Annotated in this window: 19 protein-coding genes and 1 pseudogene; 5 read left to right on the top strand and 15 right to left on the bottom strand. The window is 68.7% G+C overall.

All coding sequences use genetic code 11. The features are described 5' to 3' along the window. Positions 1 to 222: 222 nt before the first annotated feature. Entirely contained in the window at positions 223 to 2,670 is a 2,448-nt protein-coding gene (locus A0130_16995; protein ID ANF33131.1) for a hypothetical protein, read from the top strand. 144 nt (positions 2,671 to 2,814) lie between these two features. Here A0130_16995 and A0130_16990 read toward each other — a convergent pair whose 3' ends face one another. Next, positions 2,815 to 3,822, bottom strand: coding sequence for a transcription elongation factor NusA (locus A0130_16990; GenBank protein ID ANF33130.1), 1,008 nt, complete (start codon positions 3,820 to 3,822; stop codon positions 2,815 to 2,817). Between the two features lie 108 nt (positions 3,823 to 3,930). On the opposite strand from A0130_16990, the gene A0130_16985 reads away from it, so the two are divergent. After that, a complete protein-coding gene (locus tag A0130_16985; protein ID ANF33129.1) occupies positions 3,931 to 4,722 on the top strand; it encodes a hypothetical protein in 792 nt (263 codons plus the stop codon). A 19-nt stretch (positions 4,723 to 4,741) separates the two neighbouring features. Here A0130_16985 and A0130_16980 read toward each other — a convergent pair whose 3' ends face one another. Next, positions 4,742 to 5,710 (bottom strand): aldo/keto reductase, encoded by a 969-nt coding sequence (locus tag A0130_16980; protein ANF33128.1) that lies wholly within the window; start codon positions 5,708 to 5,710, stop codon positions 4,742 to 4,744. A gap of 132 nt (positions 5,711 to 5,842) precedes the next feature. On the opposite strand from A0130_16980, the gene A0130_16975 reads away from it, so the two are divergent. Continuing rightward, positions 5,843 to 6,340 carry a cysteine methyltransferase gene (locus A0130_16975; GenBank protein ANF33127.1) on the top strand — a complete coding sequence of 166 codons (498 nt, stop codon included), beginning with the start codon at positions 5,843 to 5,845 and terminating at the stop codon, positions 6,338 to 6,340. 83 nt (positions 6,341 to 6,423) lie between these two features. Then, complete coding sequence (locus A0130_16970) at positions 6,424 to 6,987, top strand: 3-methyladenine DNA glycosylase (GenBank protein ANF33511.1); 564 nt, start codon at positions 6,424 to 6,426, stop codon at positions 6,985 to 6,987. Positions 6,988 to 7,281: 294 nt separating this feature from the next. Here the strand turns inward: A0130_16970 and A0130_16965 are convergent, their stop codons facing one another. The 13 genes and pseudogenes from A0130_16965 to A0130_16905 form a co-directional block, all read right to left on the bottom strand. After that, on the bottom strand, positions 7,282 to 8,091 hold the full coding sequence (locus tag A0130_16965) for a hypothetical protein (protein ANF33126.1): 810 nt from the start codon (positions 8,089 to 8,091) through the stop codon (positions 7,282 to 7,284). A 1-nt stretch (position 8,092) separates the two neighbouring features. Then, the gene (locus tag A0130_16960; GenBank protein ANF33510.1) at positions 8,093 to 8,596 is read right to left on the bottom strand and encodes a hypothetical protein; all 504 of its coding nucleotides are present in this window, start codon (positions 8,594 to 8,596) and stop codon (positions 8,093 to 8,095) included. Positions 8,597 to 8,651: 55 nt separating this feature from the next. After that, positions 8,652 to 8,912, bottom strand: coding sequence for an ATP synthase F0F1 subunit epsilon (locus A0130_16955; protein ANF33125.1), 261 nt, complete (start codon positions 8,910 to 8,912; stop codon positions 8,652 to 8,654). A 2-nt stretch (positions 8,913 to 8,914) separates the two neighbouring features. After that, entirely contained in the window at positions 8,915 to 10,375 is a 1,461-nt protein-coding gene (locus A0130_16950; GenBank protein ID ANF33124.1) for an ATP synthase subunit beta, read from the bottom strand. A 25-nt stretch (positions 10,376 to 10,400) separates the two neighbouring features. Beyond that, positions 10,401 to 11,300 carry a F0F1 ATP synthase subunit gamma gene (locus A0130_16945; GenBank protein ANF33123.1) on the bottom strand — a complete coding sequence of 300 codons (900 nt, stop codon included), beginning with the start codon at positions 11,298 to 11,300 and terminating at the stop codon, positions 10,401 to 10,403. 35 nt (positions 11,301 to 11,335) lie between these two features. Beyond that, positions 11,336 to 12,973: an ATP synthase subunit alpha gene (locus A0130_16940; protein ID ANF33122.1), complete on the bottom strand. Its 1,638-nt coding sequence runs from the start codon at positions 12,971 to 12,973 to the stop codon at positions 11,336 to 11,338. Positions 12,974 to 12,995: 22 nt separating this feature from the next. Further along, positions 12,996 to 13,787 carry an ATP synthase F0F1 subunit delta gene (locus A0130_16935; protein ID ANF33121.1) on the bottom strand — a complete coding sequence of 264 codons (792 nt, stop codon included), beginning with the start codon at positions 13,785 to 13,787 and terminating at the stop codon, positions 12,996 to 12,998. Beyond that, the gene (locus A0130_16930) at positions 13,787 to 14,344 is read right to left on the bottom strand and encodes a F0F1 ATP synthase subunit B (GenBank protein ID ANF33120.1); all 558 of its coding nucleotides are present in this window, start codon (positions 14,342 to 14,344) and stop codon (positions 13,787 to 13,789) included. The genes A0130_16935 and A0130_16930 overlap by 1 nt, the downstream gene beginning before the upstream one ends. Positions 14,345 to 14,376: 32 nt before the next feature. Continuing rightward, positions 14,377 to 14,598, bottom strand: a complete 222-nt coding sequence (locus tag A0130_16925) for an ATP F0F1 synthase subunit C (protein ID ANF33119.1) — start codon at positions 14,596 to 14,598, stop codon at positions 14,377 to 14,379. 51 nt (positions 14,599 to 14,649) lie between these two features. After that, positions 14,650 to 15,447, bottom strand: a complete 798-nt coding sequence (locus A0130_16920; GenBank protein ID ANF33118.1) for a F0F1 ATP synthase subunit A — start codon at positions 15,445 to 15,447, stop codon at positions 14,650 to 14,652. Positions 15,448 to 15,620: 173 nt separating this feature from the next. Then, positions 15,621 to 16,115 (bottom strand): hypothetical protein, encoded by a 495-nt coding sequence (locus tag A0130_16915; GenBank protein ANF33117.1) that lies wholly within the window; start codon positions 16,113 to 16,115, stop codon positions 15,621 to 15,623. Next, the gene (locus A0130_16910) at positions 16,112 to 17,359 is read right to left on the bottom strand and encodes an undecaprenyl-phosphate alpha-N-acetylglucosaminyl 1-phosphate transferase (GenBank protein ID ANF33116.1); all 1,248 of its coding nucleotides are present in this window, start codon (positions 17,357 to 17,359) and stop codon (positions 16,112 to 16,114) included. The genes A0130_16915 and A0130_16910 overlap by 4 nt, the downstream gene beginning before the upstream one ends. A 3-nt stretch (positions 17,360 to 17,362) precedes the next feature. Next, positions 17,363 to 18,057 (bottom strand): annotated as a pseudogene (locus tag A0130_16905) (threonylcarbamoyl-AMP synthase). Between the two features lie 60 nt (positions 18,058 to 18,117). Here A0130_16905 and A0130_16900 point away from each other — a divergent pair. Further along, on the top strand, positions 18,118 to 18,750 hold the full coding sequence (locus A0130_16900; protein ID ANF33115.1) for a hydrolase: 633 nt from the start codon (positions 18,118 to 18,120) through the stop codon (positions 18,748 to 18,750). Positions 18,751 to 18,762: the final 12 nt, after the last annotated feature.

Raw genomic sequence — 18,762 nt, 5'->3', positions numbered from 1 at the left:
GTTCCGATTCCTGGACGACGACCCTCAGAAGAGAGGATCGGGGAGCGCGAGAACGGCATCCGACGCACGTTCTGACGGGTTCCATCTTACTCCTCCCGGCGCGCTGCGCCGAACCTGGCGGCGCCGGCCGCCCGTTCCAGGCTAGTCGTCCCCCGCCCTGTCCGCCGTGTGGAGGACTGGCAGGTGTCCCCCTCTCGGGGGAGACTCGCACAGGGAGGGACCATGACCACTCATCGCGACGACGCGCATCCCGCAGGACGACGCCTGCTCCACCTCACCCTGGCCGCGGCGCTGGCCGCCACCGCTCTCGCGGTCGTGCAGCCGGCGGTCGCACCAGCCGAGGCGGCGCCCGTCGCGTGGAGCCAGTTCGGGAACGGGCCCTCGCACTACGGTGTCAACGCCGCGGAGACGCAGATCATTCCGTCGACCGTCGGCGGCCTGACGCCGCTGTTCACGGCGACGCTCCGCGGCGTGTCGGACGGCCCGCCCGTCGAACAGCCGGTCGTCCAGACGGCGGGAGGGACGCGCGACCTGCTCTTCACGACCACGAAGGACGGCTGGATCACCGCCACCGACGCCCGCACCGGCGCGGAGGTGTGGGCGCATCAGAACGGTCCGGGATCGTGCAAGATCAACAACGGCTCGACCACCTGCTACACCACCTCCTCCCCCGCCGTCGACCCGAGCGGCGCCTTCGTGTACAGCTACGGACTCGACGGCAAGGTGCACAAGTACGCGACGGGCTCGGGCGCGGAGACCATCGGCGGCGGCTGGCCGCAGGTGGCGACCGTCAAGCCGTACGACGAGAAGAGCTCGCCGGCGCTGACGATCGTGACCACCGGCGGCCACACCTATCTGTACGTCTCCAACGGCGGCTATCCCGGCGACCGGGGCGACTACCAGGGCCACGTCACCACCATCGACCTGGCCAGCGGGTCCCAGCGGGTCTTCAACTCCCTCTGCAGCGACAACACCGGCCACCTCGCCGCGGGCGGATGCGCGAACGTGCAGTCGGCGGTGTGGGCGCGCCCGAGCGTGGTGTGGGATCCCGGCACGCAGCGGATCCTGTTCTCCACCGGCAACTCGGTGTTCGACGGCTCCCGGAACTGGGGCGACACGGTGCTCGCCATCAACCCCGACGGCACCGGATCGGGCGGCGGCCCGGTCGACAGCTACACCCCGTCGAACTACACGCAGCTGAACCAGCAGGACCTCGACCTCGGCAGCACCGCGCCGCAGGTCGTTGCGCCGCCGGCCGGCTCGAACTACACCCACCTCGCCGTGCAGAGCGGCAAGGATTCCCGCATCCGCCTGCTGAACACCGCGAACCTGAACGGCTCGGGTCACGCCGGCCCCGTTGGCGGCGAGTTGCAGAACATCGCCGTCCCGCAAGGAGGCCAGGTGCTCACCCAGCCGGCCGACTGGGTGGACGGTTCGGGCGCCTCGTGGGTCTTCATCGCCAACAACAGCGGCATCTCGGCGCTGAAGCTGACCGCGAGCGCCGGGAACCCCTCGCTCACGCCGGTCTGGTCGCAGACCGTCGCGGGAACGACGCCGGTGATCGCGGGCGGAGTGCTGTTCTACCTGTCGCGCAACGGCGTCCGGGCGCTGAACCCGGCGACCGGCGCGCAGCTGTGGACGGACGCGTCGGCCGGGGCGAGCGGGCTGCACTGGCAGAGCCCGATCGTCGTCAACGGCGCGCTGTACTTCACCGACGGCGGCGGCAAGCTGCGCGCCTACTCACTCCCGGCCAGCGCGCAGAAGGTCGGACGAGTGGCCGGCGACGACCGGTTCGCCACCAGTGCCGCAGTGTCGGCGGCCTCCTTCCCGGCGAACGCGCCGGTCGCCTACATCGCTTCGGGGCTGCAGTTCCCGGATGCGCTGTCCGGCTCGGCGGCGGCCGCGCGTGCAGGCGGACCCATGCTGCTCGTGCAGCCGACTGCGATCCCTGCGGCCGTGCAGACGGAGCTGCAGCGCCTCCATCCCGGCAAGATCGTGGTGCTCGGCGGGGCGAACAGCGTCGCCGAGAGCGTGGTCACGCAGCTGAAGGGCTTCACGACCGGAACGGTCACGCGGGTCTCGGGAGGCGACCGGTACGAGACCAGCGCGGCCCTCTCGCGGGCCACCGCCACCGTCGGTGCGGATGTCGCCTACCTGGTGTCGGGCGAGTCGTTCCCGGATGCGCTGTCGGCAGGAGCCCTGGCCGCCCGCACGCCGGGGGCGTCGCTGCTGCTGACCACCCAGTCGTGGGTTCCGACGCCCATCGCCACGGAGCTGAAACGGCTCGCGCCGAAGTCGATCGTGGTCGTCGGAGGCCCGGCGGCGGTGTCGGATGCGGTGCTAGCCGGTCTCAAGGCGTACACGACAGGATCGGTCACCCGGGTGAGCGGCTCCGACCGGTTCGAGACCAGCGCCGCCGCCGCTGCCGCCTTCGCCGCGGGCACGTCGTCGGCGTTCGTGTCCTCGGGGGTCGACTTCCCCGACGCGCTGTCGGCGTCGGCCGCCGCCGGGAAGAGCGGAGCGCCGCTCCTCCTGACGCTCGCCGGTTCCGTGCCGCCCAGCGTCGGGGCGCAGCTGAACCGGATCGGACCGGGACACATCGCCCTCGTGGGAGGCGAGAACGTGATCGGCGACGGCGTGCAGACGGCGCTGGCGGCCTACGTGAAGTAGGCCGCCGGCGCGGCGCCGCGCGTCAGCCGCAGCGGATCAGTCGCGGTCGAGGATCGAATCGGGCTGGATGCTGTGCTTGGGTGCCTGCGGCAACCGTGGCGCCACGGCTCCGCCGCGTCGGCACGGCGCGAAGATCGACATCGATCAGTCGCGGTCGAGGATCGAATCGGGCTGGATGTCGATTTTCGCGCCCGTCAGCTTCGCGGCGAGGCGGGCGTTCTGGCCCTCCTTGCCGATCGCGAGCGACAGCTGGTAGTCGGGCACGAGCGCCCGAACGGCCTTCAGCGACTCGTCGATCACGAAAGCGCTGGTGACCTTTGCCGGGCTCAGCGCACTCGACACGAAGGTCGCGAGGTCGGGCGAGTAGTCGACGATGTCGATCTTCTCGTTGTTCAGCTCCGCTGTGACCGCCCGGACGCGCTGCCCGAGCTCGCCGATGCAGGCGCCCTTGGCGTTCACGCCCGGCTCGGTCGCGCGCACGGCGATCTTCGTACGGTGTCCGGCCTCGCGGGCCAGCGAGACGATCTCGACAACGCCGCTCGCGATCTCCGGGACCTCGAGCGCGAACAGCTTGCGGACGAGCGCCGGATGCGTGCGCGACACCGTGATCGACGGGCCCTTCGGTCCCTTCGTCACGCTCGTGACGTAGACGCGGATGCGCGAGCCGTGCGTGTACTCCTCGCCCGGCACCTGCTCCTCGGGCGGGAGGATGGCCTCCACCGTGCCGAGGTCGATGTGGATCATCCGCGGGTTCGGGCCCTGCTGGATGACACCGGCGACGATGTCCCCCTCGCGGCCCCGGAACTCGCCCAGCACCGCGTCGTCGGCGATGTCACGCAGACGCTGGTTGATGACCTGCTTGGCCGCGAAGGCGGCGATGCGGCCGAAGTCGCTCGGGCTGTCCTCGGCCTCGCCGATGACGTTGCCCTCCTCGTCGCGCTCGGGCACGTAGACGGTGACATGCCCGGTCTTGCGGTCGAGGTGCACGCGCGCGGCCGGCGGCTGGTCGCTGTGACCGTGCCGGTGGTCGGCCTGGTTGGTGTGCTTCAGATAGGCGGTCAGGATGGCCTGTTCGATGATCTGCACCAGCTCGTCGAACGGGATCTCCTTCTCGCGCTCCATGAGACGCAAGACGCTGAGGTCGATGTCCATGCCGGCCTCCTCTATTCAGATCTCGCCGCCGCGCGATGGCGCGGCGGACTCAGTCCTCCAGGGTACCCGAGATTCCGGAAGCCGTGTGAGCCGGGTACCGTGCACACCATGACGTCCCCTACCCGAGCGGCCGCCCGCGTCGAGCGTCAGCCCGCCGTGCGCGTGCTGGCGCGCGTGGGGCTCTTCGCCATCGGCATCCTGCACATCCTGATCGGGATCATCGCGCTGGCGGTCGCGTTCGGCTCTGGCGGCAATGCCGACCAGTCGGGTGCGCTCCAGGCCGTGGCGGCCGTTCCCGGCGGTCTCTTCGTCCTCTGGGCGGTGGTCGTCGGGCTGATCTTCCTGTCGCTGTGGCAGATCCTGCAGGCCATCACCGCCCACGGGGCCGGCCAGAGGCTCACCGAAGTCGTGAAGTGCGTCGTCTACGCGGCCCTCGCCGTGATCACGGTCTCGATCGCCCTCGGCGGACGGAGCAACTCGTCCTCCTCCGAGAAGTCGACCTCCGCCAAGCTGCTGGCCATGCCGGGCGGCGTCTTCCTGCTCGCGGCGATCGGCGTGGTCATCGCCGTCGTCGGAGCGGTGTTCATCGTGAACGGCGTGACTCACCGCTTCGAGCGGGACCTGCGCCTCCCGCCGAACCGATGGGCCTACATCACCACGACACTGGGCCGTGTCGGCTACGTCGCCAAGGGCATCGCCCTCATCATCGTCGGCGGCCTCGTCGTCTTCGGCGCCGTCACCTCCGACCCGAGCAAGGCCAGCGGCCTCGACGGGAGCCTCAAGGCGCTGACGAAGGTGCCGTTCGGCGTCTTCCTGCTCATCCTCATCGCCCTCGGGCTGATCGCCTACGGGCTCTTCTGGTGCGTCCGCGCCTTCGCCTCGCGGCTGAAGGAGCCGTGATCGGCGAGCCTCTCCGCGCTCAGTCGACGGCGAAGATCTGCGAGATCGCGGCGACGTCCTCCGGCGACGGGGTCCACGCGGTCGCCGCCTCGGCGTTCGCCACGATCTGCTCCGGCTTGGTCGCGCCGGCGATCACGCTGGTCAGCCCCGGCTGCGCCAGCAGCCAGGCGAACGTCGCCTCGAGCATCGTCACGCCGCGCTCGTCGCAGAAGGCCTGGAAGCGGTCCATGCGGTCCCACGGCGCGTTGTCGAGCAGGTGCTTGCGCAGGTTCATGATGCGGCTGTCGGCCGGGCCGCCCTCGCGCGTGAACTTGCCCGTGAAGAGCCCGTTGTAGAGCGGGAAGTACGGCAGGAAGCCGAGACCGTAGCGGTTCACCGCAGGCAGCACTTCGCGCTCCGCATCGCGCGCGAGCAGGCTGTACTCGTTCTGGGCCGAGACGAACTTCGGGTGGCGGTTCAGCTCGGCGGTGAACTCCGCCTCCGCGATCTCCCAGCCGGCGAGGTTGGAGTGGCCGATGTAGCGGATCTTGCCCTCGCGGATGAGGTCGTCCAGCGTCGCCAGCGTCTCCTCGATCGGCGTGATGCCGTCCGGCCGGTGCAGCTGGTAGAGGTCGATCCAGTCCGTCTGCAACCGGCGGAGCGAGCTCTCGACCGCCAGGCGGATGTAGCGGCGGGAGGCGCGGGCGTCCCAGTCGGGGCCGTTGACGCCGGCCATGTCCATGCCGAACTTGGTCGCCAGGACGATGCGGTCGCGCTTGCCCTGAAGCGCGTTGCCCATCAGCGTCTCCGAGAGGCCCCGCCTGGCGCCGTAGATGTCGGCGGTGTCGAACAGCGTCACGCCGGCGTCGATCGCGGCGCCGATGACCGCGTCCGTGCCCTCCTGCGTCTCGGTCAGGGTGTCTTTGCGGCCGAAGTTGTTGCAGCCGAGCCCGATGGTCGAGACGACGAGTCCTGAGCGGCCGAGGGTGCGGTATTCGATGTTCGCCATGCTCCGAGTCTAGGCACGCGACGGACACCGGATCGGCGGGCGGAAACTGTCCACAGGGAGCGATGTTCGCGAGTTATCCCCCATGTCCGATTCTCGCGAGTGCGCGTCGGCGGTGCGCTCTAGAGTCGACCCATGAGCAGTTCCTTCGCCTACCTCCTTCGCACGCCGAGCCCCATCGGGAGGCTCGAACTCACCAGCGACGGCACCGCCGTGACGTCGCTCTCCATCGAGCGCGCCGGCCGGTTGCCGCTCGAGGAGCACCCCGAACGCAGCACGGCCGTGCTCGACGACGCGGCGGCGCAGCTGGCCGAGTACTTCGACGGCTCGCGCCGCAGCTTCGACGTACCCGTGCGACTGCAGGGGACGCCGTTCCGCCAGGCGGTGTGGGAGCAGCTCGCCGCGCTCGAGTTCGGCACCTTCGTCTCGTACGGCGAACTGGGCGCGTCGCTCGGCCATGCCGGCTACGGCCGGGCCATCGGAGGCGCGGTCGGCGCCAACCCGGTGCCGATCATCGTCGGCTGCCACCGCGTGCTGTCCTCGAGCGGGCGCGTCACCGGTTACAGCGGAGGCGACGGCATCCCCACCAAGCTCTGGCTGCTCGAGCACGAGGGGATCCTGCTGGCCGCATGAGCGCATCGACCGACGAAGCCGCCTCCCCCGCCGCCCCTGCCACTGCCGCCACGGCCACGGAGGCGCCGCAGCGCGCCGCCGTCGTGGTCGGTGACGACGGTCTCGCGCGCTGCTCCTGGGCGGCGAGCGACCCGGAGTACCAGCGTTACCACGACGAGGAGTGGGGGCGCCCGCAGCACGATCCGCGCGCCCTCTACGAGAAGCTGTGCCTCGAGGGGTTCCAGGCCGGTCTCTCGTGGATCACCATTCTGCGCCGGCGTCCGGCGTTCCGCGAGGACTTCCTGAACTTCGAGCCCGAGAGGGTCGCCGCCATGAGCGAGTCCGACGTCGAGCGGCTGCTGCAGGATGCGCGCATCATCCGGCACCGGGGCAAGATCGAGGCGACCATCGCCAATGCCCGGGCGGTGCTCGCGCTCGATCTTCCGCTGGAGGAGCTGATGTGGTCCTTCGCGCCCGAGCCGCGTGAGGGTCGGCGGCCGACGTCGTGGGGCGAGATCCCCGCGGTCACGCCGGAGTCCACGGCGATGAGCAAGGAGCTCCGGCGGCGGGGCTTCCGCTTCGTCGGACCGACCACCATGTATGCGCTCATGCAGTCCACTGGGATGGTCGACGACCACTTCGAAGGGTGCTTCCGCGCGAGCGAGTAACCGAGAGAGTCGGGCCGACGGCGGAGGACTCCACCGCCGGATTCTCGCTGGTGAGGGCGATACCGCTCGTGCCCGACCGCAGGCGGATTCTTGGTGCCTCACACTCCGACAGGAAAACGACGCATGGGGATGACGCGTCGGCCTCCGCACATCGGCCCGACTTGTTGAGGTCGTAAGGTCTGCACACGTGCGCGCCTACGCCTCGGATCAGTGATCCTCTCTCTTGGTCGTGAGCTTATCTCACTTTTCAGTACTGCACCACTGTGAATTCGAGGTGAGTCGCAGGGTTTCCGATCAGGCTCGGAGGGCCGCCATGAGACGCCCGGGAACGCCCCTCACCTCGGGCACGACAAGCAGCAGATCGCCGGATCCGTCGTCCGCGAGCCGCAGTTCGTAACCCTCCGCCGCGGCCCAGTCGAGCAGCTCGCCGGTGGAGCCGAAACCCGCTCCCGCCTCGATGAGGGCCCGGGTCAGCAGCCCCTTGGCCTGCTTGTTGAAGTGGTTCAGCGCGCGCACCTGGCCGTCGTCCCCGCGAGCCAGCACGCGGACGTAGTGGGCGCCGTCGCGCTCCGGCAGCGGCGCCAGCGCCGCATACCCCTCCGACCGCAGATCGAGCAGGAGGCCGTCGCGCTCGGCCAGTGCAGCGGCACCGGCGGCGGCCCAGCGCTTCTTCAGCGAGGCCGCGCCGCGCTTCGTCCCGAGTCGCGAGTCGAACGACAGCCGGTACGCCGGGATGGGATCCGCGGCCCCCACGAGACCGAGCAGCGCCGACTGCACCGCCACCGACTCCGCCGCGACCTCCCACTCGGCGTCGCTCAGCGAGCCTGCATCCAGCGCGTCGTAGAGCACGCCGGTATACCGCTCGAGCGCGCGCAATGTCGGCGCGCTCGGGACGGCCCGGTTCCGCTCCACCTCGCCGGCCTGCTTGGGGCCGAGTTTGAGGGCTTTCACCGACGCGTCGTGGTCCGCTGACAGCTCCGCCAGCGCGTCCAGCACATCACGGCGGACCGGGTTCAGCACAGGGAAGCGCAGGCGCTCGAGGGCGAGCGGCGACCCCGCTCCCCCGTCCCTCTTGGTCTCCGAGGGCGGAAGCAGGATCAGCACCTCAGCCAGCCACGAAGTCCAGGGCGGCTTCCACGTTCTCGCCCAGCGGGAGGGAAGTGTCGAGGGTGACGCGCGGGAGGGAGCCGCAGGCGCCCCTCCACTCGTCGTACTCGTCGGTGCTCTGCTCGACGGCGTACGCCGCGACCAATGGCGAGCGCTTGGACAACCGCTCCTCGTGCAGCTCGGGGTCGGAGCACACCGTCTCGACGACCCGGAGCTTCACATCGCACCGCTCCGCCAGGTCGCGCCACTGCAAGCGCGCCGGCTCCACCGCGTTGACGGCGTCCACGACGACCGAGTGGCCGGAGAGCAGCACCTGCTCCGCCATCGTCTCGGCGACGAGATAGGCAGCGAGCCCGGTCGGCTGGTCCGACTCGATCCCCGCGCGGAGGATCGAGGCCTCGATCGGGTCCACCGAGATCACCGTGGCGCCGAGGCGGCCGGCCAGGATCTCCGCGATGGTGGACTTGCCGGAACCGGGAAGCCCCGCCATCGCCACCAGCATCGGGACGCGGACGTCTCCGAACTGGCGCTCCAGCGGGGCTCCCGGTTCAGCCATGTCAGACCAGCTCGGCCTGACGGGCCACGATCGTGACCGTGTTGTTCTCGACGGAGAGGAAGCCGTCATCGGCGTTCGCCGTGACCGACTCTCCCCCGTTCAGGGTGACGCGCACCTCGCCCTCGGCGAGGATGGCGAGCAGCGGCTCGTGGCCGGGCAGGATACCGATCTGCCCCTCCACGGTCCGTGCGACGACCATGCTCGCCTCGCCCGACCACACCTCGTGGTCGGCGGCGACGACGCTCACGTTGAGGACAGCCATGATCAGCCGTTCTCCTTCTGGATCTGCGCCCACTTCTCCTCGACGTCGGAGATCGCACCGACGTTGAAGAAGGCCTGCTCGGCGACGTGGTCGAACTCGCCCTTGGCGATCGCGTCGAACGACTCGATGGTGTCCTTCAGCGGGACGGTCGAGCCCTCCACGCCGGTGAACTTCTTCGCCATGTAGGTGTTCTGCGAGAGGAACTGCTGGATGCGGCGCGCACGCGACACCGTGATCTTGTCCTCTTCGGAGAGCTCGTCGACACCGAGGATTGCGATGATCTCCTGCAGCTCCTTGTTCTTCTGGAGGATCTGCTTGACCGTGGTGGCCACGCGGTAGTGGTCCTCGCCCAGGTAACGGGGGTCGAGGATGCGCGAGGTCGAGGTCAACGGGTCGACGGCCGGGTACAGGCCCTTCGACGCGATCTCACGGGAGAGCTCGGTCGTGGCGTCGAGGTGCGCGAACGTGGTTGCCGGCGCCGGGTCGGTGTAGTCGTCGGCCGGCACGTAGATCGCCTGCAGCGAGGTGATCGAGTGACCGCGCGTCGAGGTGATGCGCTCCTGGAGCTGGCCCATCTCGTCGGCGAGGTTCGGCTGGTAGCCCACCGCGGATGGCATCCGGCCGAGCAGGGTCGACACCTCGGAACCCGCCTGGGTGAACCGGAAGATGTTGTCGATGAAGAGCAGCACGTCCTGGTTCTGCACGTCGCGGAAGTACTCCGCCATCGTCAGAGCGGACAGCGCGACGCGCAGACGCGTCCCCGGCGGCTCGTCCATCTGGCCGAAGACGAGAGCGGTCTTGTCGAAGACGCCCGCCTCCTCCATCTCGTGGATGAGGTCGTTGCCCTCACGGGTGCGCTCGCCCACACCGGCGAACACCGACACACCACCGTGGTCCTGCGCCACGCGCTGGATCATCTCCTGGATGAGGACCGTCTTGCCGACGCCCGCGCCGCCGAAGAGGCCGATCTTGCCACCCTGCACGTACGGGGTGAGCAGGTCGATGACCTTGATGCCGGTCTCGAACAGCTGGGTCTTGGACTCGAGCTGGTCGAACGCCGGAGGCTGGCGGTGGATCGGCCAGCGCTCGGTGATCTCGACCTTCTCGCCCGGCTCGAGGTTCAGGATCTCGCCGGTGACGTCGAACACCTTGCCCTTGGTCACGTCTCCCACCGGGACGCTGATCGGGGCGCCGGTGTCGCGCACCTCGCCGCCGCGGACCAGGCCGTCGGTCGGCTTCAGCGCGATCGCGCGGACCAGGTCGTCGCCGAGGTGCTGAGCAACCTCGAGGGTGATCTCGTTCGACTGGTCGCCGATCGTGATCGTGGTCTTCAGAGCGTTGTAGATGCCCGGGATCGCATCGTGCGGGAACTCGATGTCGACCACGGGGCCGGTGACGCGCGCGATGCGCCCGACGCCCGGCTGCGCGGTCGAAGCCTGGGCTTCGGCGGTAGCGGTAGTCATGATTTCTATCTCTCTCGTAGACGTTTTACTTGGCCGAGCTCAGCGCGTCCGCGCCGCCGACGATCTCGGAGATCTGCTGGGTGATCTCCGCCTGACGGGCGTTGTTCGCGAGACGCGTGTAGTCGGTGATGAGCTTGTCGGCGTTGTCGCTCGCGGCCTTCATGGCCTTCTGCGTCGCCGCGTGCTTGGAGGCGGCGGACTGCAGCATCGCGTTGAAGATGCGGCTCTCGATGTAGACGGGCAGCAGCGAGTCGAGGACGGTGCCCACATCGGGCTCGAACTCGTACAGCGGCAGGACCTGTGTGCGGTCGGGCTCCTCGACACCCTCCACGACCTCCAGGGGAAGCAGGCGGACGACCTGCGGCTCCTGCGTCAGCATGCTGACGAAGCGGTTGTAGATGATGTGGATCTCGTCCACGCCGCCGTCGGAGGCGTCGCGCAGGAACGACTCGAGGATCGCGTCGGCGACCTCCTTCGCCTGCTCGAACTCCGGGGCGTCCGTGTTGCCGGTCCAGACCCGCTCGAACGCGCGGCGACGGAAGCTGAAGTAGCCCTGCGCCTTGCGGCCGATGAGGAAGTACACGACCTCCTTGCCCTGGCTGCGCAGCAGCTCGGCGAGCTTCTCGCTCTCCTTGAGGACGTTCGAGTTGAACGCGCCGGCGAGACCGCGGTCCGACGAGAAGATGACGATCGCGGCGCGCTCGATCTTCTCAGGTTCCGTGGTCAGCACGTGGTCGACGTTCGAGTAGGTCGCCACCGCCGACACCGCGCGCGTGATCGCGCGGGCGTACGGCGAGCTGGCGGCCACCCGGGCCTGAGCCTTCTGGATGCGGGAGGCGGAGATCAGCTCCATCGCACGGGTGATCTTCTTGGTCGTCTGGGCAGATCTGATCTTCTGCCGGTAGACCCGAAGCTGTGCTCCCATGTGTCTCCTAAGTACCTAGTATCGTCCGGCCGCGCTCAGCGCTTGGCCTTGACGATGCGCTCCTGGTCGACGTCGCCCTCGTCGATGGCCTCGAACTCCTCGCGTCCGACCGAGGCCAGCGGCTTGCCCTCGCCGGTCTGGAACTCGAGCTTGAACGCGTCCACCTCGGAGTCGAGCTTCGCGACCGTGTCGTCGTCGAGGACGTTGGTCTCGCGCAGCGTCGTGAGGATGTCGGTGTTGCGGCGCAGGTGGTCCAGGAGCTCCGACTCGAAGCGCAGGACGTCCTCCACCGCGACCTCGTCGAGCTTGCCGTTGGTGCCGGCCCAGATCGAGACGACCTGCTCCTCCACCGGGTACGGCGAGTACTGCGGCTGCTTGAGCAGCTCGGTGAGGCGCGCGCCACGGGCGAGCTGACGACGGCTGGCCGCGTCGAGGTCGGACGCGAACATCGCGAACGCCTCGAGGGAGCGGTACTGCGCGAGCTCGAGCTTGAGGGTGCCGGAGACCTTCTTGATCGACTTCACCTGCGCGTCGCCGCCGACTCGGGAGACCGAGATGCCGACGTCGACAGCGGGACGCTGGTTGGCGTTGAAGAGGTCGGACTGGAGGAAGATCTGGCCGTCGGTGATCGAGATCACGTTGGTCGGGATGTACGCGGAGACGTCGTTCGCCTTGGTCTCGATGATCGGCAGACCGGTCATCGACCCGGCGCCCAGCTCGTCGGAGAGCTTGGCGCAGCGCTCCAGCAGGCGGGAGTGCAGGTAGAAGACGTCGCCCGGGTAGGCCTCGCGTCCCGGCGGACGGCGGAGGAGGAGCGACACGGCGCGGTACGCCTCGGCCTGCTTGGACAGGTCGTCGAAGACGATGAGGACGTGCTTGCCGCCGTACATCCAGTGCTGGCCGATGGCGGAGCCGGTGTAGGGGGCGAGGTACTTGAAGCCGGCCGGGTCGGAGGCCGGGGCGGCGACGATGGTGGTGTACTCCATCGCGCCGGCGTCCTCGAGCGCGCCCTTCACCGAGGCGATGGTCGAGCCCTTCTGGCCGATCGCGACGTAGATGCAGCGGACCTGCTTGTTCTCGTCGCCCGACTCCCAGTTGGCCTTCTGGTTGATGATCGTGTCGATCGCGATGGCCGTCTTACCGGTCTGGCGGTCGCCGATGATGAGCTGGCGCTGGCCGCGGCCGACGGGGATCATGGCGTCAATCGCCTTGATGCCGGTCTGGAGCGGCTCGTGCACCGACTTGCGCTGCATGACGCCGGGGGCCTGGAGCTCGAGCTCGCGGCGGCCCTCGCTGGCGATCTCGCCGAGGCCGTCGATCGGGTTGCCCAGCGGGTCCACGACGCGGCCGAGGTAGCCGTCGCCGACCGGGACGGAGAGGACCTCGCCGGTGCGGGTCACCTCCATGCCCTCGACGATGTCGTCGAACTCGCCGAGGACGACGACGCCGACCTCGTTCTCATCGAGGTTCTGCGCGAGGCCGAGCGTGCCGTCCGAGAAGCGGATGAGCTCGTTCGCCATGACGCTCGGGAGGCCCTCGACGTGCGCGATGCCGTCGGAGGCGTCCAGGACGTGGCCGATCTCGGTCGCCTCGGCGCCGGTGGGCTCGTAGCTGTTGACGAAGTCCTTGAGCGCGTCGCGGATCTCGTCGGGGCTGATCTGGATGTCTGCCATTGTGATTCCTATCTTGAGGCGGTCAGCCCGCCAGCTGAAGCCGGAGTTCGGCCAGACGCGATGCGATGCTTCCGTCGATGACGTCGTCACCGATCTGTACGCGCAATCCGCCGATGATCGAGGGGTCGACGACCTGGTTGATCTTCAGGTCGCCATAGGTGGCGCTGAGCACCGAGCGCAGGCGCTCGGCCTGGGCCTCGGGAAGCGGGGACGCGGCGTAGACCGTCGCGATGGTCAGCCCCTCCTGGGCCGCGACGATGCGCGCGGCCGAACGGAGCGACTCCCGGATGCTGCGGCCGCGGGGCTGCTCGACGAGCTGCCGCACGACGGCGAGGGTCTCCTTCGACGCCCGTCCGCCCAGCAGACGCTCGACCAGGGCGACCTTGGCGTCGCTGTCGGCCAGCTTGCTGCGGAGCGCGAGCTCGAGCTGCGCGTCGGAGGTCACGGCGCCTCCGAAGGTGAACAGCTCCGCCACGACATCGACGTTCCGCGGCGCCGAGGCGGCGATCGCCCGGATCCCCAGCTCTTCGATGGCCGCGAGGAGGTCGTCGTGCGACGACCAGCGCTGCGCGACGACGACGCCGAGCAGCGTGACAGCCGGCTCCGACAGCGAGGCGAAGACGCGCTTCACGAGCGCCGCCTTGCCCGTCGCGTCGGCCGTGGGGTCGCTGAGGACCGCTCGGAGCTGGGCGGAGTCGGCGACGACTCGTCCTGCGGCGAACAGGTCCTCGGCCGTCGCCAGATCGGCCTTGGATCCCAGGTCGGCGAGAGCCGACACGGACCGGGCCAATGCTTCTCTGGTGGCGCTTCCCATCAGTTGCCCGATCCTGCCTTCTGCTCGTCGGCCTCGAGGTCCGCCAGGAAGCGGTCCACGATCGCCTGAGCGCGCTTGTCCTCGTCGAGCGACTCGCGCACGACGGTCGACGCGAGGTCGATCGCGAGCGAGCCGACCTCGCCGCGCAGCTGCACGAGCGCCGTCTGGCGCTCCGCCTCGAGCTGCGCCTGGGCCTGTGCGGTCACGCGGGCGGCCTCGGCCGTCGCGGTCTCGCGGGCCTCGGCGACGATCTTCTGACCGTCAGCGCGCGCAGTCTCGCGAATCTTGCCGGCCTCAGCGCGTGCCTCGGCGAGCTGGGCGGTGTACTCCTCCAGCAGGGCCTCGGCCTTGCGCTGTGCTTCGTCGGCCTTCTCGATGTTGCCCTCGATCGCTTCGGCGCGCTCATCCAGCAGCTTCTTCATGCGCGGAAGCACGAGCTTCCAGAAGAAGAACAGGATGATGATGAAGCAGATCAGCGCACCGATGATGTCGGGCCACTCGGGGATGAGTGGATTGTGCTGCGCCTCCTCGGCGGCGATCACCACACCTTTGAGCATGGTTCCTCCTTTACTGAGTGAGAAAAGAGGACTCAGACGAAGATGAAGTAGGTCGCGATACCGATGAACGCGAGCGCCTCGGTGAACGCGATACCGATGTACATCAGGACCTGGAGACGGCCGGCCAGCTCGGGCTGACGGGCCACGCCCTCGATGGTCTTGCCGACGACGATGCCCACGCCGATGGCCGGGCCGATGGCGGCGAGGCCGTAACCGACGGTGGCGATGTTGCCGTTGATTGCAGCGATGTCCACGTTGTGTGTTTCCTTCCGTGATGGCGATCCGTGCGGGTGCGCGGATCGTTCTTAGTGTTCCTCGGCGACTGCCAGCTGGATGTAGACAGCGGTGAGCAGTGCGAAGACGTAGGCCTGCAGGACTGCGACCAGGATCTCGAAGAGCGTGAAGACGAACCCGAAGGCGAAGGTGCCGATGCCGAACAGCGCCCACAGGCCGCCGGCCTGGAAGAAGAAGAACGTCGTCGCGGTGAAGAAGAGCACCAGCAGGAGGTGCCCGACGACCATGTTCATCAGCAGTCGGAGGGTCAGCGTGATCGGACGCAGGATGAAGGTCGAGACGAACTCGATCGGTGTCACGATGATGTACAGCGGCCACGGCACGCCGGGCGGGAAGAGCGAGTTCTTGAAGAAGTTCTTCGGGCTCTTCTTGATGCCCGCGTAGATGAACGCGATGTACGCGACGATCGCCAGCAGCAGCGGGACCGCGATCACGGAGGTTCCCGCGATGTTGAGGAACGGGATGATGCCTGTCAGGTTGAAGAACAGGATCATGAAGAAGATCGTGGTCAGCAGCGGCAGGAACCGGCGGCCGTCCTTCTTGCCCAGCAGGTCTTCCGCGATGTTGACGCGGACGAAGTCGAGGCCCATCTCGACGACCGACTGGAAGCGGCCCGGGATGAGCTTCATGCGGCGCGTGCCGAGCCAGAAGATCAGGAGGAGCGCGATCGTCGCCAGGAGGCGCACGACGATGATGCGGTTGAACTCGAGGCCACCGATGGTGAACAGGGTCGGGGGGAAGAACTCGTTGATCGAGGGACCCTGGAAGCTTCCATCATCGGAGCTTGCGGCCTGGACCAGCAGGTTCACAGCGTTAGCTAACAGCGCTATCTCCTGTTTCGGGGCGTCGAGCTCATGGCTCTCGCGACGACGAACGGTGGGGAACCCGGCACTACTCGCACTACGGGTTTCTTCGCGCGAACGGGTGGGGGATCACTGATAACTCTACAAGAGTTTTCAGTCCATAACGAATCAGAAACGGGTCAGCGCTTCTCACCCGGAAGGGTGACGTCGCTGGCGTAGGGGACGCGCGACCGGAAGACCACGATCATGTCCACCACGAGCGATCCGATCACGCCCGCGATGAGGCTCAGGAACAGCACGACCGGGTTGATCCAGGGCTGGTCCCGCAGCAGGATCGCGAGCACCAGGAACAGCACGAACTTCAGGATCCAGCCGCCCAGCACGATGCCGAAGAACAGGCCCACGAAGAGGTCGGAGCCGATGAACCGGTTGGCGATCAGGATGCTCAGCGCGGTGATCGAGAGGAACACCGCGGCCATCGCCGTGCCGATCAGGGCGCTGGTGACGCCGATCCAGCCCGCGAACAGACCGCCGAGCAGCATCCCGACGATGGCGATCGCGCCGGCGAGGATGAGCCCGTACTTGAGGACGTCGCGCAGTACCGGCGTCGAGGTGGGCTGGGCGGCGGGCTGGGCCGGCCGGGGGGCGGGGGTGCCGTCCGGGTGGTCGGTCATCGGGTCTCCTCTGTGAGGGTCGGGCTGAGGGATTCGGAGGCCGGGCGCTCGCTCGCGGCGTCGAGCTGGTCGAAGCGCGCCGTCACGGCGGCCTCGACGCTGCCCGCGGGGGCGAGCTCGGCGACGGCCTCGTTGGCCTTGCGGCGGCTGAGCGGCGCGAGCGTGAAAGCGGTGCAGACGACCAGGCCGATGGCGACGAACACGATCGCCATCCAGTACGGGTCGAAGAAGAACAGCAGGCAGCCGATCGACAGCACGGCGGTCCACGCGTAGAAGATGAGCACGGCGTGCAGATGCGTGTGGCCCATGTCGAGCAGGCGGTGGTGCAGATGCTTGCGGTCGGCGCTGAACGGCGACTTGCCCGCCCGCAGGCGGCGGATGACCGCGAGCCCGAAGTCGAGCAGCGGCACGACCAGGACGGCGAAGGGCAGGATGACCGGGATGAACGCGGGCACCAGGGACGACTTGCCCAGCGTCTGCAGCGCCTCCGGATTGATCGTGCCGGTGACAGAGATGGCCGAGGTCGCCATGAGCAGGCCGATGAGGAGCGCTCCCGCATCCCCCATGAACATCTTCGCGGGGTGCCAGTTGAGCGGCAGGAACCCGGCGCAAGCGCCGACCAGGATCGCGGCGATCACGCCGGCCAGGCTGAAGTAGTTCTGCGGGCTGATCTCGCGCTGCAGGAGGTACGTGTAGACGAGGAACGTGCCGTTGGCGATCAGCGCGACCCCGGCGACCAGGCCGTCCAGCCCGTCGATGAAGTTGATGGCGTTCATCACCAGCACGATCGCGAAGAGGGTGATGATGATCGACATCACCGGCGAGCCCACCGTCAGGCCGCCGATCGGCAGCGAGTAGATCTGCACGCCCAGCCAGGCCACGAGCCCTGCGGCCACGAACTGACCGGCGAGCTTGGTCATCCAGTCGAGGTCCCAGAGGTCGTCGGCGACGCCGAGCACCACGATGAGCAGCGAGGCGCCCAGGATGGCGAGGATCGGCCCCTGATCCGAGAAGATCAGCGACAGCACGCCGAACTGGCTCGACAGCAGCCACGAGACGCCGAACGCCACGAGGATGCCGAGGAACATCGCCACGCCGCCGAGCCGGGGCGTGGGACGCGTGTGCACATCCCGTGCACGGATCTTCGGGTAGAGCTTGAAGCGCATCGCCAGCTTGTAGACGACGAACGACATCCCGAACGTGATGACGGCCGAGATCAGGGCGAGCGCGAGGAGGAGGGTCACGGGTCAGGCGTCCGAGGGGACGGCGAGGACGTCGCCGACGACCTCCCGCAGCTGCTCGACCGAGATGACGCCGTGGCGGAGGATGCGCAGACCCCCGAGCCCGACGCCAGCGCGGTGGCGTCCACGATGGTCGAGGAGCTGTCCTTGCCCTCGACGCGCTCGTAGTTGTCGCCGGCCTCTCCCCCGTCGAGGTAGACCGAGATGGAGTCGCCGAGCATCGCCTCGGCCTCCGCAGCGGTGCGGGCGGCGGGAAGGCCGGTCTTGTTCGCCGACGAGACGGCGAGCGGGCCCGTCTCGGACAGCAGCTCGAGCGCGATGGTGTTGTCGGGCATGCGGAGCGCGACGGTGCCCTTGGTCTCGCCGAGATCCCAGACCAGCGACGGGGAGGCGGGCAGCACGATGGTGAGGCCACCCGGCCAGAACGCCTTGACGAGCGCATCGACCTCGTCAGGCACCCGCTCGGCGAGAGCGGCCAGGGTGGGGATGCCGGGGACGAGCACGGGCGGGGGCGACTGGCGGCCGCGTCCCTTCGCGTCGAGGAGACGCTGGACGGCCGCAGGGCTGAAGGCGTCGGCGGCGACGCCGTACACCGTGTCGGTGGGGATGACGACGAGTTCGCCGCGCCCGATCGCCGCCCGGGCGAGACGCATGCCGGTGAGCAGCTCGGAGTCGACCGAGCAGTCGTAGATGGTTGCCATGACGGGGTCAATGATAGCCGGGGGGACGACGCCCAGACTGGGAGGACGATACTGGAGTCGATGGACGTCTACTTCTTCGACTGCGACAAGACGCTCTACGACTACGACTTCCACAAGCGGCTCCCGAAGCTCGCTGAGCTGGGAGGTGTGAGCCAGTACCGGCTCGCCTCCTCCTGGTGGGCCGGCGGTTTCGAGCGAGCGGCCGAGATCGGCGAGTACTCCACCAGCGAGGAGTACCTGGCCGCGTTCGCCGAGGTGACGGGCGCCCGGCTGACGCTCGAGGAGTGGCAGGAGGCGCGGAAGGCCGCGATGACACCGATCCCGGGCGCCATCGAGGCGCTGCACGAGGCCGCGGAGCTCGGGACCGTGTCGCTGCTCTCGAACAACCCCATCCCGTTCAAGGATTCGCTCCCGGTGCTGACCCCCGAGATCGTCGACGTCCTCGGCGGCAACGACCTGGTGTCGGCGGTGCTGGGCGCCCGGAAGCCCGAGCGCCGCATCTACACGCGGGCGCTCGGGCGGTTCGGGGTGGAGCCGGAGAACGCGATCCTGTTCGACGACTCGATCGCGAACGTCGAAGGCGCCCGCGAGTGCGGGATGCAGGCGTACCACTTCGTCAAGCGCGAGGACGGCTCGTTCGACACCGACGGCCTGCGGGAGGCGATCCGCGCCTTCGCCTCCCGCGACCGCTGACCCCGCTGTCGG

The organism is Leifsonia xyli (genome assembly GCA_001647635.1).
GTDB classification, from domain to species: domain Bacteria; phylum Actinomycetota; class Actinomycetes; order Actinomycetales; family Microbacteriaceae; genus Leifsonia; species Leifsonia xyli_A.
The sequence above is the reverse complement of the archived record's forward strand: the minus strand, read 5'-3'. Positions and strand labels throughout refer to the sequence as shown.

Bases quoted from the DNA above. Each gene is read 5' to 3' on its own strand.
- A0130_16995 (ANF33131.1), top strand. From the start codon at position 223: ATGACCACTCATCGCGACGACGCGCATCCCGCAGGACGACGCCTGCTC.
- A0130_16990 (ANF33130.1), bottom strand. From the start codon at position 3,822: ATGGACATCGACCTCAGCGTCTTGCGTCTCATGGAGCGCGAGAAGGAG.
- A0130_16985 (ANF33129.1), top strand. From the start codon at position 3,931: ATGACGTCCCCTACCCGAGCGGCCGCCCGCGTCGAGCGTCAGCCCGCC.
- A0130_16980 (ANF33128.1), bottom strand. From the start codon at position 5,710: ATGGCGAACATCGAATACCGCACCCTCGGCCGCTCAGGACTCGTCGTC.
- A0130_16975 (ANF33127.1), top strand. From the start codon at position 5,843: ATGAGCAGTTCCTTCGCCTACCTCCTTCGCACGCCGAGCCCCATCGGG.
- A0130_16960 (ANF33510.1), bottom strand. From the start codon at position 8,596: ATGCTGGTGGCGATGGCGGGGCTTCCCGGTTCCGGCAAGTCCACCATC.
- A0130_16955 (ANF33125.1), bottom strand. From the start codon at position 8,912: ATGGCTGTCCTCAACGTGAGCGTCGTCGCCGCCGACCACGAGGTGTGG.
- A0130_16950 (ANF33124.1), bottom strand. From the start codon at position 10,375: ATGACTACCGCTACCGCCGAAGCCCAGGCTTCGACCGCGCAGCCGGGC.
- A0130_16945 (ANF33123.1), bottom strand. From the start codon at position 11,300: ATGGGAGCACAGCTTCGGGTCTACCGGCAGAAGATCAGATCTGCCCAG.
- A0130_16940 (ANF33122.1), bottom strand. From the start codon at position 12,973: ATGGCAGACATCCAGATCAGCCCCGACGAGATCCGCGACGCGCTCAAG.
- A0130_16935 (ANF33121.1), bottom strand. From the start codon at position 13,787: ATGGGAAGCGCCACCAGAGAAGCATTGGCCCGGTCCGTGTCGGCTCTC.
- A0130_16930 (ANF33120.1), bottom strand. From the start codon at position 14,344: ATGCTCAAAGGTGTGGTGATCGCCGCCGAGGAGGCGCAGCACAATCCA.
- A0130_16915 (ANF33117.1), bottom strand. From the start codon at position 16,115: ATGACCGACCACCCGGACGGCACCCCCGCCCCCCGGCCGGCCCAGCCC.
- A0130_16900 (ANF33115.1), top strand. From the start codon at position 18,118: ATGGACGTCTACTTCTTCGACTGCGACAAGACGCTCTACGACTACGAC.